This window comes from Blautia sp. ZXY-1-C6, from assembly GCF_056339875.1.
In genome coordinates, this window is sequence record NZ_JBWJVQ010000149.1 from 1 (window position 1) to 15,322 (window position 15,322).

A 15,322-nucleotide genomic window follows, 5' to 3' on the forward strand; every position below is an offset into this window, starting at 1 on the left:
AATTCTACTAACTTGTCAATGTATCCCTGTGTTTTCTCTGATGTAGCAGGATCTACGATCTGTGCGCCGGAAATGTCATATCCGTCTTCAGCTGCACTCTTTTTAACAGCTTCTTCGTTACCAACAAGGATAACCTTTGCAATTCCTTCTTTTAAAATTTTCTCTGTAGCTGCCAGAGCTCTCTTATCTTCTGTCTCCGGAAGTACGATTGTTTTTACGTTTGCTTTTGCTCTCTCTTTGAGTGTGTCAATAAATCCCATGATTAAAATGGCTCCTTTCATATAGCAGTTCTGATATCCAATGTCAATTTTCTATCAATTATCTGCGCTGTTTTCATTATAACTCCTGAAGCCTTGTATTTCAAGCATCTGAATGGTAGAATATGACATAAAAAAGTATTTTTTAAGATGCAATATGGTTAAAAAAAGAGAACTCTACAGAATTTCAGGAAGGAGCATCTGTGTAAATTTATGAAAACAGCAGGAATTATTGCAGAATATAATCCTTTTCACAAAGGACATGAATATCAGATCCGGTATACAAAAGAAAAGCTAAAAGCAGACTATGTTATCGTTGCCATGAGCGGAGATTATGTGCAGCGTGGCACCCCTGCTCTCATCTCCAAACATACACGTGCAGAAATGGCTCTGCGGTGCGGCGCTGACCTTGTGCTTGAAATGCCGGTATCTGTCTCTACTGCAAGTGCGGAAGCCTTCGCAATGGGAGGTGTTTCCCTGTTGGACGGTCTTGGCGTTGTTGATATGCTCTGCTTTGGAAGTGAATCCGGGGAGATCAGCGCACTGAAAGAACTGGCTGAGATCCTTGTAGAAGAACCTGAAGAATATAAAAAGCTACTGAAAAGCTTTTTAAGCGAAGGGCTGACTTTTCCGGCTGCCAGAAGCCAGGCATTGACAGAATATTTTAAAAATCCGCGCAACTTCAGTGGTGACGATTTTGACGGGGTACTTACTCCTCTGTTAAATGAAGTTACACAGATCCTGAATACACCGAATAATATTCTGGGGATCGAATACTGCAAGGCACTTCTCCGCCTGAACAGCCAGATCCGCCCTGTTACCATCCGCAGGGAAGGAATGGGTTATCATGAAACCACTGTCCCTGAAGGAGATTCAGCAAGCTCCTCCCCTGATTTACAGTCATCTACTGATTTCTTTGCATCTGCAACTGCTATACGCAGTCTTATTCAGAATCCAGGAGATGGCCATTCAGAGGCAAGCTCAGACATAAATAATCCAGTCAGGAATCCGGATACCAAAACTGCCAATATATTATCATCCCAGATTCCACCAGATGCTTTTTACGTTTTCAAAAAGGCGCTGGACTCCGGTGAATTTCTCACAGAAAATTCTCTGGACTCTATTCTTTCTTACTGCCTTATGAAAGAAAATGTAGAAAGCCTTTCTTCCTATATGGATGTTTCCGCGGATCTCGCCCGGCGAATCATAAATCAGCAGAATCTTCTGTTGTCCTTTTCCCAATCTGTATCTGTTTTAAAAACCAGAGAATTGACTCAGACAAGGATACAGAGGGCATTGCTTCATATTATATTAAATATCCACACTGCACCCACTCAGATTCCCTTTGCCAGGGTTCTTGGTTTCCGCAGGGAAAGCAGTGAACTGCTAAGCCAGATCAAGCAGCACAGCCAAATTCCTCTTATCACCAAGCTTGCGGACGCCCAAAATCTTTTGGACAGTGAAGGTAATCAGATTTTATCTGAAACTGTTTTTTCTTCCAATTTATATGAAAAACTTCTGTGTCTGAAAACCGGCAGAAAATTCTGCCACGAGTCCCAGAAACAGCTTATTATCCTATAATTCTTGTTGTTTTGATGCACTTATGTTAAAATACAAACAGTGAGGATAAGGATATAAAATAAGGAAGGAGGAAAAGAAAAATGAAAGCTAATTCAGGTTTGAAAAAGAACAGAACAAAGATTCAGATGGTACTTACCGCCCTGGTAATCTTATCTGTTGTACGTCAGTTTTTCCTGGGAAATTACCACAATATGTTTCTGGGAATCTTGACATTGATCCTTTTTATGGTTCCCCAGTTTCTGGACAGGAAACTGAACGTCACAATACCACCGGGACTGGAAACAGTGATTCTGATCTTTATCTTTTCAGCAGAAATTCTTGGCGAAATCAATGCCTTTTATGTAAAAATCCCTATCTGGGATACCATTTTACATACTACTAACGGTTTTCTGATGGCTGCCATCGGATTTGCACTGATTGATCTTTTTAACCGCAGCGACAGGTTTTCCATTAAAATGTCACCGTATTTTGTAGCTTTTTTTGCATTCTGTTTTTCAATGACTGTTGGTGTTATGTGGGAATTCTTTGAATTCAGCATGGACTGGTTTTTTGGAATGGATATGCAGAAGGACTGGATCGTACCGGCCATCAACTCTGTGAAGCTGAATCCTACCGGTGCAAATGTTCCGATCCATGTAGATGTTCAGTCCCTGGCCGTTAACGGCGAGACCTGGAATCTGGGAGGCTATCTTGATATTGGTATTGTTGATACCATGAAAGATCTGATCGTAAACTTTATCGGCGCAGTCGTATTTTCTATCATTGGTATTCTGTATCTGCGAAACCGCGGAAAAGGAAAGCTGGCAGCTTCTCTGATCCCGCAGGTACGCAGCAAGCAGGAAGAAGAACTTTCTTCCAAAAATCAGTAAGATCCACAGCTACCGAAACTGGCGCACTTTTCTGGAAATATTCTCCAGCTCTTCTCTGGAAAGCTCAGGAAGTCTTTCCAGCTGATCCATAAACATGGCAAGTGTCTCTTTTCGCTGCAATTCCACCATCTGGGTGTAGAAATTAACCACTACCCCGGTGGCAATGGCAACTACAAAAAGCGAATAGATCGTCAGAAGAACGGAACACATTTTTCCAATAAAAGTAACCGCAACCACATCGCCAAATCCGGCAGTGGAGATCACCGCATAGCAATACCACAGTGCATCTCCGTATCGGTTAATGTCCGGTTCAACCAGCTGGATCACTGCTGCGATAGCAAAAATAAACACAATAAAACCAATGATAATTTTATCTGCACGAGTCCGTTTTAACACACTGCCTAATACTTTAATTCTTTTCATGCACTTGTCCTCCAATAAAATAATATACTGCCTGAAATTAATTGAAGTATAGTATAAAACGGTTTCACTTGCAATATGAAAGGAGCTTAACAGTATGAAAGATAATAAAGCACTAAAATACCCAATGTCATTAACTTTAGCAAAAAGCAGAAATCGTAAGTATTTATAAAACTATGATTCCTGCTTTTTGTTTTTTTATATGGGCATACTTATCCCCTTCTCTTTGTACTCGTATTTTCTAGATTAGTATGCTCTTTTATGAGTATTTGAATATTTCCCTGCTAACCGCCCTTTCGTTCTGGTATAATGCCGATCAGGACGAATAGGAACCAGATTCTTACTGATATCTTCATATATTTGCTGAAATAATATATTTTTCTTTTGATCATCCGTTTCAAGAAGTATATAAATCAGATCGTTTTTTAAGATTCCAATACTAACTGTCTGATTGATCATCATTTTATGTTTTCTGTTTGTTTCCTTCTGATCCAGTTCACGCTCTGCGTCTAATATGATATCTTCGACTAAATTGCTCAGATATATGGTGCTGTATATATCTTGTAATAACAGAATAGGTTTTGTACCTGTAAAATTTTCTAACTGCAATCGATTCTTTAGTGTTTCATACGCAGTCTCTATTCCCCACCTCATATGATATAATTCTTTTATTTCTTCTGTATGAAATTCCGTTTGTGAAAGATTTGTAGCTAAAACTTCCAGATTTCCATTTTCTAATAGGATTTTTACCATACGCAATGAAATTTCACCCAGTTCTTTCATACGTTCTCCATCCGGCGTCCCTTCGTAATGTCTGATTCTTGATTTATCAAGTTTTATTTTAACCAGCTGATCATTTTCTGTTAAACTGCTTTGCTCTTTTTTGTAATCACTGCTTTTTAAACGTACGATAAACTTAAGATCCTTATCCATCATATGTATAAACGCTGGCGTAGAAGGATAGCCTCTATCCATGATAATAATATAGGGAATGTTGCCTATTGTTTCCGGTATTCGTTCCATCTGTTTTTCGGCCAGGCGCATTTCATCAAATTTCACCTTATTACAGTCACTTTCCAGTATCATACGATTCATTACATCATAAATACAGCCTAATCCTATTTGTGCTTGGGGTTTTGTGTTTTTTCGGCTTGCAGAACCATACAGTTTCAGTGTTTCAGTAGTGGTAGGAATATTAATATCTGAGCCGTCAGCAGCTAATATTAAATGATTTTTGTAAGTTGAAAAGGTGGAATCTGCATAAAAGTTACGGTTATGATATTTATACAATTCCAAAAAAGCATCTGGATTAAGTTTCATACGCTGTTTCAGATATCCTGGTTTTGAAATAGACACACCAGGATGAGCAAGTTTCATATAATTTCTCAGTTCCAATGCCAACGTCAGCCCCTTTCTGTTTATCATTGTGAAAAGAAGATCCTGAAGAGGCATTTTTCGGATTCTGGTAAAATGATTTTTATTACCTAATCGGCAAAATGCCTTAAATTCATCAGAACTCATTTTTTCTATATCCATGAATGTACGTTTCTGAGAATGTTTCATGTATAATCACATCCTTTTTTTGAGCAGGTTCATGGCTTCTTTTTACAATATAAGCATATCAAAAAAAGCAGAAGATATCTAATCCTTTTAGGAATAAATATCTTCTGCTTTTAAGTTAATGACATTGCTAAAATACCTCACTTTGATCACCGGAGTTTTAACATTGTTATTAGGAGTCTACACTCTTGTAAGACCAATGAGAACTTTTCTTGCCATCGGATGGATCCTGGGAATCCTTCTGTTTGTAAATGGTATTGAACTTGTAATCCTTTCTTTATCCAAAGAAAAGAAAGAAATCGGAGCATGTATTCTCGGTGTTCTGGAAGGACTTGCAGGTATTATCTTATTATTCAGCGGCATTCAGCGGTTCATCACAGACGTAATGGCAGCTTATATGGTCGGTGCAATCATTCTGATCTACGGTATTTTCCAGATTGCCGCCGGCACAAAGGTATATAAAACATCTAAAGGAAAAGGTATCCTGAGTATTGTGTGCGGTGTTTTATCCGTAATTGTCAGCATCATTTCATTTACCCATCCTATACTTACCATGATCTCTGCAGGATATATGATCGCTTTTTCTGTTTTGATGCAGGGTATCAATATGATCGTACTTGGAATCAATTTCGGAAAGACCGAAAACTAACAAAAAGGTTATGACTGTATGAATAACACAAAAAGCCCCAAAAACGTATCTTTAAAAAATCAGCTTGAATTGTGGCTGTTCTGTGCACTCATTGGTGCTGTTGCCGGTGCACTGGTATGGATCCTGCTGAAAATAATGGCAGTGGGAACTGAATTTCTGTGGAAATGGCTTCCCGGAAAAACTTCTTTTCCATATTATACGATTCTTATCTGTGTAGCCGGTGCGGCAATTATCGGTATTTTCCGAAAAATATTCGGAGACTATCCCGAAGATCTGGAAACTGTTATGGGAAAAGTCAGAACAGAAAAAAGATACGAATACAAAAACATGCTTGTAATGATGGTGGCAGCACTGCTGCCATTACTCATAGGAAGCAGTGTAGGTCCCGAAGCTGGACTTACCGGTATTATCGTAGGTTTATGCTACTGGGCCGGAGACAATCTGAAGTTTGCCAAACAGAATACCAGAAATTATTCGCAGATTGGTGCCGCAGTCTCCATGAGTGTGCTGTTTCACGCACCTCTGTTCGGTATTTTCGAAGTAGAAGAAAACTCCGAGGAAGATCTTGCAGCCTTAACAAAGGGTTCCAGATTATTTATTTACGGAATCGCGCTGGCTGCAGGCACTGGTATTTATGCAGGTTTATCTGCACTTTTTGGTGCAGGGCTTTCCGGATTTCCATCCTTTGATATGGTGGAAATCCAGAGAAAAGACTATCTGCTTATGATTCTGTATATTTTGTGCGGTCTTATCCTGGCATACTTCTATCAGGCAACACACAAACTGACCGGAAATATTTCCAACAGATTCCCGGCAGTTGTCAGAGAAATTTTTGCAGGTTTATGCCTTGGAATCGCAGGTTCATTCTTACCTGCACTTATGTTTTCCGGAGAAGAACAGATGGGAACACTTATGAAAACCTATACCTCTTATCTGCCGCTGGCACTTATTGGCATTGCGTTTTTTAAGCTCCTGCTGACAAATCTGTGTATTCAGTTCGGTTTAAAGGGAGGACATTTCTTCCCTGTCATCTTTGCCGGAGTATGTATGGGATACGGCGTGGCAATGTTGACCTGCGGGCCAGACGGGGGACATGTGGTATTTGGAGCTGCAATCGTTACTGCATCACTTCTGGGTGGAATTATGAAAAAGCCACTGGCAGTAACCATGCTTCTCTTCCTCTGCTTCCCGGTTAAAATGTTTATCTGGATATTCATCGCAGCAGCGGTTGGGAGCAAACTTATCACACTCAAACCAGAGCAGGAACCTTCTGCAAATTACAGCAAGCAATAGAGTCGCTACCAGACAAAAAGAACCATTATATCAGAAAACATGGCTGTATGCCTCAGGCAACAACTATAACTTCTGTATATAATGGTTCTTTCATTTACAATTACATGTTATTTTTATAATTACTTTTCTCCGGAAAGAAGAATACGGTCATTATCCAGCATCTTACCGGCACCTGTCTTAAACTTCTCCAGAAGTCCTTCCACTGTCAGGCCTTTCTTTTCTTCTTCATGGATATCCAGCACAATATCTCCGGAATCCATCATCAGAATACGATTTCCCAGATCAAGGGCCGACTGCATATTGTGGGTGATCATCAGACAGGTAAGCTGATGCTCCTCCACGATCCGTTTCGTAAGATTCAGCACCTTCTCTGCTGTTCCCGGGTCAAGGGCTGCTGTATGCTCATCCAGAAGCAGAAGCTTGGGCGGATTCATGGTTGCCATGAGAAGTGTCAGCGCCTGTCTCTGTCCACCGGAGAGAAGTCCTACCGGCTGAGTCATACGTTTCTCAAGTCCTATATCCAGAAGTTTCAGCTCTTCATGGAATCGCTCTTTCTCCTGTCTGGACACATGGGAAAGCCATCCGCCTTTCCCTGCTGCAAGCGCCAGATTCTCTTCTATGGTCATTCCGGGTGCAGTTCCTCTCATAGGATCCTGATACAGGCGACCGATGGTCTTTGCACGTACATGCTGGGGCATAAAAGTAATATCCTGTCCATCCAGCATGATCACACCGGAATCTGTAAGAAAATCTCCACAGATTGCATTAAACAGAGTGGATTTACCAGCTCCATTGGAACCGATGATCGTTGCAAAATCGCCCTTCTCCAAATTCAGGGATAAATCTCTGATGGCCTGTTTCTCGTTTACCGTACCCGGATTAAAAGTCTTGGAAATATGTTCAATCTTCAGCATAAATCACTGTACTCCCTTCCTGTGAGTCATTCTTCTCTTAATCTGCGGCCACTGTTTTTTCAAATATGGACCTGAAATAGCCAGCACAACGATTACAGAAGATACCAGTTTCAGCATAAATGCCGGCATATTGAATCTCAGTGCGACGGTATATACCAGACGGAAAATAAAAGATCCAAGTACCATGCCAACAGCTCTCACGAAAATTCCACCTCTGCCAAGAATCGTACCACCGATCAGCAGGGAAGCCAGCGCGATGGTAACCATTCCCTGTCCGATATTGATATCTACAGATTTCTGTGACTGAGACAGAAGACATCCGGAAAGTGCTGTGAAGGAGTTGGCAACACAGAGACCTACAATCGTAGTAAATACCGGATTAATAGATGAGGATTTTACCATATCTGCATTATTTCCTGTTGCCCTGATTGCCAGACCAAGTCTTGTCCTTAAGAAAAATACAAGGAAGACAATCACAATTGCTACTGCAATGAAAGCAACTACAATATCTCCTCTTCCTTTCAGCGGTGTACTTTTCAATGTTTCTTTCGTCATGGAAAATACCGTCTCTGTTCTGTTCATATTGATCAGGGAGGAACCTCCCATCACTGCAATATTCACAGAATAAAGAGCCGTATTAACGATAATTCCTGCAAGAAGACTGTCAACACCCAGCTTTGTCTGAAGTATGGCTGTCACAAAGCCCGAGCATATACCTGCAGCCATAGCTGCAAAAATTGATAAAAAAGGATGTCCGCTGACTGCCACTGCTGCTCCCACTGCTGCTCCCAGTGTAAAACAGCCATCAGTGGAAAGGTCACAGACATTCAGCATGGAATAACTGAGAAACAGGGCAAGAACTGTCAATGAACAGATCAGGCCAAGTTTCAGCGCGGTCTCTCCAAGAGAGAGTATAGTCGCAATAGTCACGATGATTTCCTCCAGTTTGTATTTATTTTATTACATTCAATGAACAGCAACAGAAAATATCTGCTGCTGTTCATTTTAATTCAGAAAATATATCAGTCTTTTCAACCGGCACAATGGATTCCATAAACCCAGAACTTATTCTGAATTTATTCAAAATGCTGTCCGAATATCCTTATTATTTCTCTACATCATCAAAGCTCTCTGCTGTAACGATCTCATTTACCTGTGTGCATAACGGCTCGAAATCTTTTTTAACAGTTTCAAGATCAAGTCCCAGTCCCTCGCAGGTTTCTGTGTTTACTGTTGCAGTACCATTATCAAAAGTTTCAACAGATGTTGTTGCAGGATCTGCATCATTCATAAGGATGTCTGCGATCATATCTGCTGTCTTCTGTCCAAGGTTTGCATAATCAACACCATATCCGACAAATGCACCGTTTAGTGCAAAGGAGTCAGCTCCTGTATACTGTGGGATACCTGCATCAATGAATTTCTCATAGATAGAAAGCTCTGCTGTCATAATTGTGTTGTCAGTTGGTGTGAATACTGCATCTACGCCATCTGCCACCAGTGCATCTGCTGCAAGCTGTACCTCATCTGTTGTGGTACCTGTACGCTCTACATATTCGATGCCTTCTTTATCCAGATAATCCTTGGCTTCCTGGATGGCTGTTGTAGAAGAATCCTGTCCGATATCGTATAAAAGTCCGATTTTCTTTACATCCGGGTTCACTGCCTGGATCAGTTTCATGATGGATGCTGTATCCAGATAATCGCTTGTACCTGTAATGTTTGCTCCCGGTGCATCCAGATCCTCTACAAGGCCGCTTCCTACAGGATCAGACACTGCGGAAAATACAACCGGTGTATCGGTTCCTTCTGTTGCGGACTGCATACGCATTGCTACAGGTGTTGCAATACCTACCATCAAATCTACATTATCAGCCTGAAAATCAGAAATGATCTGTTCCATAACATTGGCATCTGCATTACAGTTATCATAGGACACATCAAAATTTACGTCTTTTTCCTTGCCGATTTCTTCCAGACGGGACTGGATGTTGTCTACGATCTGATTCAAGGAAGCGTCATCTACATAATTGCAGATACCGATCTTGAAATCCTGTGCCATAACCGGTGATGCCATCATCATAGTTGCCATTGCTGTTGCTGCGATTGCTAATACTCTTTTTTTCATAGTCTTTTTTCCTCTCTCTACATCTTATTTAGCAGTTCATGGTTTTTTAACTGCCATAGTCTCAGGGATGTTTACCAATCCCTTGTTACTGTCTGTGAGAAAGAACTCCCCGGATTCCTCTTTTTCCCGGATGTGTCAACTGCTGTGATACCCACCTGCCATCAGCAGATTTTCCTGCATTACAGGGGGTGCCATATAACAGATTCTCTTTATATATAAAAAAATCCGCCACAAGCTATCTGTTGCTTGAGACGGTAATAAGAATCTTATTATCGCGGTACCACTCAAATTGACGAATCGTCCACTTTCTCATGTACAAACATACACTCCTGATTTATAACGGGTTCGGTTCCCGTCGGTGCCTACTCTCACGCTTATCAAGATTTCGGACCGCCCTCGAAAGGCCATTCAACAATCAGTTTCATACGGCTTCCCACCAATTGCCGTTCTCTGGAATGATTCTTGGTTGTTTACTCTTCTTTCTCATCGGTTTTGATGTGTTTACTTTACCACGCTAATGCAGATATGTCAAGAGGTTTATTTTTTATTTTTTCCCATTAATTTTTTCAAAAGGGACGCGAAGGAATGGGAAGGGATTTCGGGCTTAGTTTCGGAACCATGTAATTCTAAGGCATTTGGGAAGCTGCTAAAAGCATTCAAAAAAATCTCAAACTCGCTTCGCTCAGACAGTGAGATTTTTTTGAATAACGCAGCTTCCCAAATACCAAGAATTACTATGAACCCTCAAATGCGCCCGAAATCCCTTCCCATTCCTTCGCTGTGTACTGACAAATTGACATATATTCCATTTTCGACAGCATGCCGAATTGCTTGCTTTCTGCACCACCGCAGGAGACTTATTTAATCGGATCAAGTAAATCCCCTGCGGTGGTTGCGAAAAGCAATAAGCAGTGGGTGGGGACTTGCCTTCTGTTAAATGCCTGCTGCAATGATATTGGGACCTGTATATTTCAGGATAGCAATATGTAAACAGTGATGTTTACAGAACGATGTGATAAGTGTTAAAATAATGTTCAGAAAAGATCTGCGATCTGCTATGTGGTAATTTTAAGTTTAAATAGATTATTTATATAGAAATGAGGGATATTATATGTCAACAGCAAAAATGGTTTTTCATGGGAGTGATATTGAGAAAATATGTGAGGTCTATCAGCTTAAGCCGGAGGAAATTGTGAAGTTTGGGGCTAATGTAAATCCGCTGGGGCTTTCCGAGCATGTAAAGGAACAGCTTGCAGGACGGCTGGATATCCTGTCTTCTTATCCAGACAGAGATTATACTTCACTTCGCAGCACAATTTCAGAATATTGTAATATTCCTGCTGAATTCATCCTTCCCGGAAATGGTTCCAGCGAACTGATCGCACTGCTGATACAGGAACGAAATCCAAAGCATACCCTTATCCTGGGTCCGACCTATTCAGAATACTCCAGGGAACTCTCCTTCTCCGGAAGTACACAGGAATATTACCATCTGCGCGAAGAGGATAACTTTGTCCTCAATGTAGATGATCTTTGTCACACCCTGGATGGAAAATACGATTTTCTCATCCTCTGCAACCCAAATAATCCTACCTCATCTGCAATTAGCATAAATGACCTGCGCAGAATCGTTTCCTTCTGCAATGAGCGGAACATTTTCGTGATGATCGACGAAACTTATGTAGAATTTGCCCCGGATATCAATGAGATCACTGCTGTCAGCCTTACCAGAGAATTCACGAACCTTATGATTCTGCGCGGCGTATCAAAATTCTACGCAGCCCCAGGTATGCGTCTTGGCTACGGAATCACCGGGAACCTGGAATTTCTCAAAAAAATGAAAGAAAAACAGGTACCATGGTCCCTCAACAGTCTGGGAGCCCTGGCCGGCGAGCTGATGCTCAAGGACAAAAACTACATCCGCCAGACCCGAGACCTCATTCTCTCAGAACGCACCCGCCTGCTCAAAGCACTGGAGAATATCCCCACTTACAAAACCTACCCGGCCTACGCCAACTTTCTCCTCCTGAAAATCCAGAAGCCCGGCCTGACCTCCCGGGACGTCTTCGACGCCTGCATCCGTCAGGGTCTCATGATCCGTGACTGCTCCTCCTTCGAATGCCTGGACGGCGAATACATCCGCTTCTGCATCATGCACCCCGAAGACAACACCCGACTTCTGCATATACTGGAATCCCTTTAAAGCAGGACATTTCTTTTATTTATAGTAATTCCATAAAATAATACAAACAATCCAATCCATCATAGCTTAAAACCAGCTACCAGCGGGGCGGAAAATATTTTGTCTGGGGTGCATTTGCAGGAGTCTTAGATATTCTTAGTCACCAGAAATCTGCGTTATGAGCCGTCTGCCTCACTGTCTGAGCGAAGTTTGCAACGGAGCGAGTTTGACAAGACGGCTCATGCTTTTAGCAGATTTCTGGCGGCTTAGAATATCTTAGGCTCCGAAACCGCACCCCAGATAAAATATTTTCCGCCCCGCGTCCCTCTTGAACATAAAAAGAGCCAGAAACTCCCCTTTTCCGAAGTTTCTGGCCTTTTTTATCAGTTTTTAAAGCTATGGATCGGTGCCGGAATCCTTCCGCCACGCTGCACAAACGCATCACAGGAGAACTGATTCACCGGCATGATCGGTGCATAACCAAGCAGTCCACCGAACTCAACCACTTCGCCAACCCCCTTACCAATTACCGGGATCAGACGAACCGCCGTAGTCTTCTGGTTCACCATACCAATTGCAGACTCATCCGCAATAATACCCGCAATCGTAGAAGCCTTCGTATCTCCGGGAATTGCAATCATATCAAGACCTACAGAACATACACAAGTCATAGCTTCCAGCTTCTCAAGAGTCAGTGCCCCTGCATTCACCGCATCGATCATACCCTGATCCTCGCTGACCGGAATAAATGCACCACTCAAACCACCAACTGCTGTAGAAGCCATAACTCCACCCTTCTTAACCTGGTCATTTAACAGAGCAAGCGCTGCTGTTGTGCCCGGTGCACCTGCATGCTCCAGACCAATCTCCTCAAGGATCTCAGCAACACTGTCACCAATTGCAGGAGTAGGAGCCAGAGACAGATCCACGATACCAAACTTAACACCAAGACGTCTGGAAGCCTCCTGTGCTACCAGCTGACCAACACGTGTTACCTTGAAGGCAGTACGCTTGATCATCTCACAAAGAGTTTCAAAATCCTTACCTCTTACCTGTTCCAGCGCAGTCTTAACAACGCCAGGTCCGCTGACACCAACGTTAATGATAGTGTCTGCTTCTGTCACACCATGGAAAGCACCTGCCATAAACGGGTTATCATCCGGTGCATTACAGAATACAACCAGCTTCGCACATCCCAGGGAATCCTGATCTTTGGTAGCTTTCGCTGTTTCCAGAACGATCTCACCCATCAGCTTAACAGCATCCATATTGATACCTGTACGTGTGGATCCAACATTTACAGAACTGCAGACACGCTCTGTCTTCGCCATAGCCTGTGGGATAGATTCGATCAGAAGTCTCTCAGCAGGAGTCATTCCCTTGCTTACCAGTGCAGAATAACCGCCGATAAAGTTTACGCCTACCACCTTGGCAGCCTTATCCAGAGTTTCTGCAATAGTTACAAAATCTTCCTTTGTCTTACATGCAGCTCCGCCAATCAATGCGATCGGAGTTACGGAAATTCTTTTATTTACGATCGGAATTCCATATTCACCGGAAATAGCCTCACCTGTAGATACCAGATCCTTTGCACAGGTTGTGATCTTTTTATAGATTTTCTCATTTAAAACAGCAAGATCACTGTCAATACAGTCCAGAAGACTGATACCCATAGTAATGGTACGCACATCCAGATTCTCCTGCTCGATCATTTTATTCGTTTCATTTACTTCAAAAATATTGATCATTTTGTTTTTCTCCCTTGTATGTTCTCTCAGCATTTTTCAGGCAATCTGATACAGGAAAGTCCCTCAGTGGCTTACCTGCTTAGATTTTCTCAGATTCTGTGCATTACATTGAAGATATCTTCATGCTGGCAGCGGATCACTACACCGATCTTATCTCCAAGGGCTTCCAGTTCTTTGGCAAGAACTCCGTTGTCTTTCTCACATTTGCTGGCATCTGTTACCATCATCATGTTGAAATATCCCTGTACGATGGTCTGGGAGATATCAAGAATGTTTACATTATTGTCTGCAAGATAAGTACAAACCTTTGCAATAATTCCTACGGTATGGTTTCCTACTACTGTGATGATTGTCTTTTTCATAAGTTCTTTGTCCTTTCTACACTGTAATTACTTCTGATATGCAATCCCTCTGTGCCACCTGAATTCTGAAATCACGCGACTTATAAGGGTTGTCACCTAAGGTTACTTCTGAACAGACGGTTTCATATGCCAGTTCCTCATAGTTATTTTCCCTGCTCAGATGTCCAAGGAAAATCCCTTTCATATTGTCATGCAGCAGCCTGCATAAAAGCCTGCCTGCATTCTCATTGGAAAGATGTCCCCTGTCTCCAAGGATTCTCTGTTTCAGATAATAGGGATATTTTCCAACCTGCAGCATACGGATGTCATGATTTGCTTCCAGAAGAAGCGCATCCAGATTCTGCAGATTACCGACTATGTACTCATTATATTTTCCAAGGTCTGTAGCAATCCCCACAGAATGCTCTCCACACTCTACCCGGTATCCTACAGGCTGTGCAGCATCATGAGGGATCGTAAAAGGATTCACTGTCAGATCATTAATCTCAAAAGGCTCATCTTCGTGTATCTCACGAAAAATCCCTTCCGGCATTTTTCCAAGATTCATGTGAGATAAAGCTTCCACAGTTCCTTCTGTCGCATAAACCGGTATCTGATGTTTCCTTGCGATCACGCCCAGACCTTTGATATGATCCGAATGTTCATGTGTAATCAAGATACCATCAATATCTTTTCCTGTCAATTCCAGAGAATTCAATCCCTGTTCTACTCTTTTTCCGCTGATGCCTACATCCACCAGAAGATGGGTATTATCTGAGCCCACATAAATACAGTTTCCGCTGCTTCCGCTGGCAATGCTACAAAGTCTCATATTTTCTGATTCCTTCCTCAATCTGCCGTCTGGTCTGTGCAAAATCTCCGTTATTTACCACAACATAGTCTGCATTTTCCCGAAAAAAAGTCTCCGGTGCCTGACTGGCAATGATACTGACTGATTTCTCTCTTGTATAACCGCGGTTCTCCATCAGTCTCCTGATACGGATCTCTTCATCCGTATGAATATACCATATCGTATCGCAAAACTCCTGATAATGATCTTCCAGAAGGAGTGCAGCTTCCACCACACATATCTTCTGTTCCTGCTGTTTCTTTACAGCTAACTGCTCTCTGATATACTGTTTCACAGCCGGATGGATGATCTGGTTTAATTTCTCCAGAAGCTCTGGATGTGAAAATACTACATCCGAAACCTGTCTGCGGTCAATAGTTTTATCATTTTTTATGATTTGTCTTCCAAATAGTGCAATCACCGGTTCATAACAGGACTGCCCCGGCTCCATCACCAGATGCCCGATCTCATCTGCTTTCATCACATATGCCTGATACTTTTCTTCAAGAAAATCAAGCACTGTACTTTTT

The 15,322-nt window shown here is 42.0% G+C and carries 15 protein-coding genes and 1 other annotated feature; of the genes, 5 read left to right on the forward strand and 10 right to left on the reverse strand.

Annotated features, from left to right (window positions below):
* The coding region (locus tag AC075J_RS06270; protein ID WP_476390150.1) for a phosphate acyltransferase at nucleotides 1–260 on the reverse strand (260 nt) is incomplete at its 3' end.
* Nucleotides 261–470: 210 nt separating this feature from the next.
* On the opposite strand from AC075J_RS06270, the gene AC075J_RS06275 reads away from it, so the two are divergent.
* Together AC075J_RS06275 and AC075J_RS06280 are read left to right on the forward strand one after the other, a co-directional pair.
* Nucleotides 471–1,838 (forward strand): tRNA(Met) cytidine acetate ligase, encoded by a 1,368-nt coding sequence (locus AC075J_RS06275; protein WP_476390151.1) that lies wholly within the window; start codon nucleotides 471–473, stop codon nucleotides 1,836–1,838.
* An 80-nt stretch (nucleotides 1,839–1,918) separates the two neighbouring features.
* A complete protein-coding gene (locus AC075J_RS06280; RefSeq protein WP_008704716.1) occupies nucleotides 1,919–2,707 on the forward strand; it encodes a DUF2238 domain-containing protein in 789 nt (262 codons plus the stop codon).
* Between the two features lie 9 nt (nucleotides 2,708–2,716).
* On the opposite strand, the gene AC075J_RS06285 is transcribed toward AC075J_RS06280, so the two are convergent.
* The gene (locus AC075J_RS06285; RefSeq protein ID WP_008704717.1) at nucleotides 2,717–3,130 is read right to left on the reverse strand and encodes a potassium channel family protein; all 414 of its coding nucleotides are present in this window, start codon (nucleotides 3,128–3,130) and stop codon (nucleotides 2,717–2,719) included.
* 243 nt (nucleotides 3,131–3,373) lie between these two features.
* Entirely contained in the window at nucleotides 3,374–4,690 is a 1,317-nt protein-coding gene (locus AC075J_RS06290; RefSeq protein ID WP_020993221.1) for an IS4 family transposase, read from the reverse strand.
* A 118-nt stretch (nucleotides 4,691–4,808) separates the two neighbouring features.
* Here AC075J_RS06290 and AC075J_RS06295 point away from each other — a divergent pair, with 118 nt between their 5' ends.
* Together AC075J_RS06295 and AC075J_RS06300 are read left to right on the forward strand one after the other, a co-directional pair.
* On the forward strand, nucleotides 4,809–5,336 hold the full coding sequence (locus AC075J_RS06295) for an HdeD family acid-resistance protein (protein ID WP_044952045.1): 528 nt from the start codon (nucleotides 4,809–4,811) through the stop codon (nucleotides 5,334–5,336).
* Nucleotides 5,337–5,354: 18 nt separating this feature from the next.
* Nucleotides 5,355–6,629 carry a chloride channel protein gene (locus AC075J_RS06300; RefSeq protein ID WP_055060038.1) on the forward strand — a complete coding sequence of 425 codons (1,275 nt, stop codon included), beginning with the start codon at nucleotides 5,355–5,357 and terminating at the stop codon, nucleotides 6,627–6,629.
* Nucleotides 6,630–6,748: 119 nt separating this feature from the next.
* Here AC075J_RS06300 and AC075J_RS06305 read toward each other — a convergent pair whose 3' ends face one another.
* The 3 genes from AC075J_RS06305 to AC075J_RS06315 form a co-directional block, all read right to left on the reverse strand.
* Nucleotides 6,749–7,543, reverse strand: coding sequence for an ABC transporter ATP-binding protein (locus AC075J_RS06305; RefSeq protein WP_022380585.1), 795 nt, complete (start codon nucleotides 7,541–7,543; stop codon nucleotides 6,749–6,751).
* Nucleotides 7,544–7,546: 3 nt separating this feature from the next.
* Nucleotides 7,547–8,473, reverse strand: coding sequence for an ABC transporter permease (locus AC075J_RS06310; protein ID WP_022380584.1), 927 nt, complete (start codon nucleotides 8,471–8,473; stop codon nucleotides 7,547–7,549).
* 175 nt (nucleotides 8,474–8,648) lie between these two features.
* Nucleotides 8,649–9,671: an ABC transporter substrate-binding protein gene (locus AC075J_RS06315; protein WP_008704725.1), complete on the reverse strand. Its 1,023-nt coding sequence runs from the start codon at nucleotides 9,669–9,671 to the stop codon at nucleotides 8,649–8,651.
* A gap of 244 nt (nucleotides 9,672–9,915) precedes the next feature.
* Nucleotides 9,916–10,167, reverse strand: a binding site (T-box leader).
* A gap of 615 nt (nucleotides 10,168–10,782) precedes the next feature.
* Between AC075J_RS06315 and AC075J_RS06320 the strand changes: the two genes are divergently transcribed.
* Nucleotides 10,783–11,874 carry a pyridoxal phosphate-dependent aminotransferase gene (locus tag AC075J_RS06320; protein ID WP_055060040.1) on the forward strand — a complete coding sequence of 364 codons (1,092 nt, stop codon included), beginning with the start codon at nucleotides 10,783–10,785 and terminating at the stop codon, nucleotides 11,872–11,874.
* Nucleotides 11,875–12,236: 362 nt separating this feature from the next.
* Here AC075J_RS06320 and AC075J_RS06325 read toward each other — a convergent pair whose 3' ends face one another.
* From AC075J_RS06325 to coaE, 4 genes are all read right to left on the reverse strand, one after another.
* The gene (locus AC075J_RS06325; protein ID WP_008704727.1) at nucleotides 12,237–13,601 is read right to left on the reverse strand and encodes a PFL family protein; all 1,365 of its coding nucleotides are present in this window, start codon (nucleotides 13,599–13,601) and stop codon (nucleotides 12,237–12,239) included.
* Between the two features lie 89 nt (nucleotides 13,602–13,690).
* Nucleotides 13,691–13,963, reverse strand: a complete 273-nt coding sequence (locus AC075J_RS06330) for an ACT domain-containing protein (protein WP_476390152.1) — start codon at nucleotides 13,961–13,963, stop codon at nucleotides 13,691–13,693.
* Nucleotides 13,964–13,979: 16 nt separating this feature from the next.
* On the reverse strand, nucleotides 13,980–14,774 hold the full coding sequence (locus tag AC075J_RS06335) for an MBL fold metallo-hydrolase (protein ID WP_008704729.1): 795 nt from the start codon (nucleotides 14,772–14,774) through the stop codon (nucleotides 13,980–13,982).
* A partial coding sequence (coaE, locus tag AC075J_RS06340; RefSeq protein WP_476390153.1) for a dephospho-CoA kinase occupies nucleotides 14,761–15,322 on the reverse strand: 562 nt, incomplete at its 5' end. The genes coaE and AC075J_RS06335, both read right to left, overlap by 14 nt.

Bases quoted from the DNA above. Each gene is read 5' to 3' on its own strand.
- AC075J_RS06275 (WP_476390151.1), top strand. From the start codon at position 471: ATGAAAACAGCAGGAATTATTGCAGAATATAATCCTTTTCACAAAGGA.
- AC075J_RS06280 (WP_008704716.1), top strand. From the start codon at position 1,919: ATGAAAGCTAATTCAGGTTTGAAAAAGAACAGAACAAAGATTCAGATG.
- AC075J_RS06285 (WP_008704717.1), bottom strand. From the start codon at position 3,130: ATGAAAAGAATTAAAGTATTAGGCAGTGTGTTAAAACGGACTCGTGCA.
- AC075J_RS06290 (WP_020993221.1), bottom strand. From the start codon at position 4,690: ATGAAACATTCTCAGAAACGTACATTCATGGATATAGAAAAAATGAGT.
- AC075J_RS06295 (WP_044952045.1), top strand. From the start codon at position 4,809: ATGACATTGCTAAAATACCTCACTTTGATCACCGGAGTTTTAACATTG.
- AC075J_RS06300 (WP_055060038.1), top strand. From the start codon at position 5,355: ATGAATAACACAAAAAGCCCCAAAAACGTATCTTTAAAAAATCAGCTT.
- AC075J_RS06305 (WP_022380585.1), bottom strand. From the start codon at position 7,543: ATGCTGAAGATTGAACATATTTCCAAGACTTTTAATCCGGGTACGGTA.
- AC075J_RS06315 (WP_008704725.1), bottom strand. From the start codon at position 9,671: ATGAAAAAAAGAGTATTAGCAATCGCAGCAACAGCAATGGCAACTATG.
- AC075J_RS06320 (WP_055060040.1), top strand. From the start codon at position 10,783: ATGTCAACAGCAAAAATGGTTTTTCATGGGAGTGATATTGAGAAAATA.
- AC075J_RS06325 (WP_008704727.1), bottom strand. From the start codon at position 13,601: ATGATCAATATTTTTGAAGTAAATGAAACGAATAAAATGATCGAGCAG.
- AC075J_RS06330 (WP_476390152.1), bottom strand. From the start codon at position 13,963: ATGAAAAAGACAATCATCACAGTAGTAGGAAACCATACCGTAGGAATT.
- AC075J_RS06335 (WP_008704729.1), bottom strand. From the start codon at position 14,774: ATGAGACTTTGTAGCATTGCCAGCGGAAGCAGCGGAAACTGTATTTAT.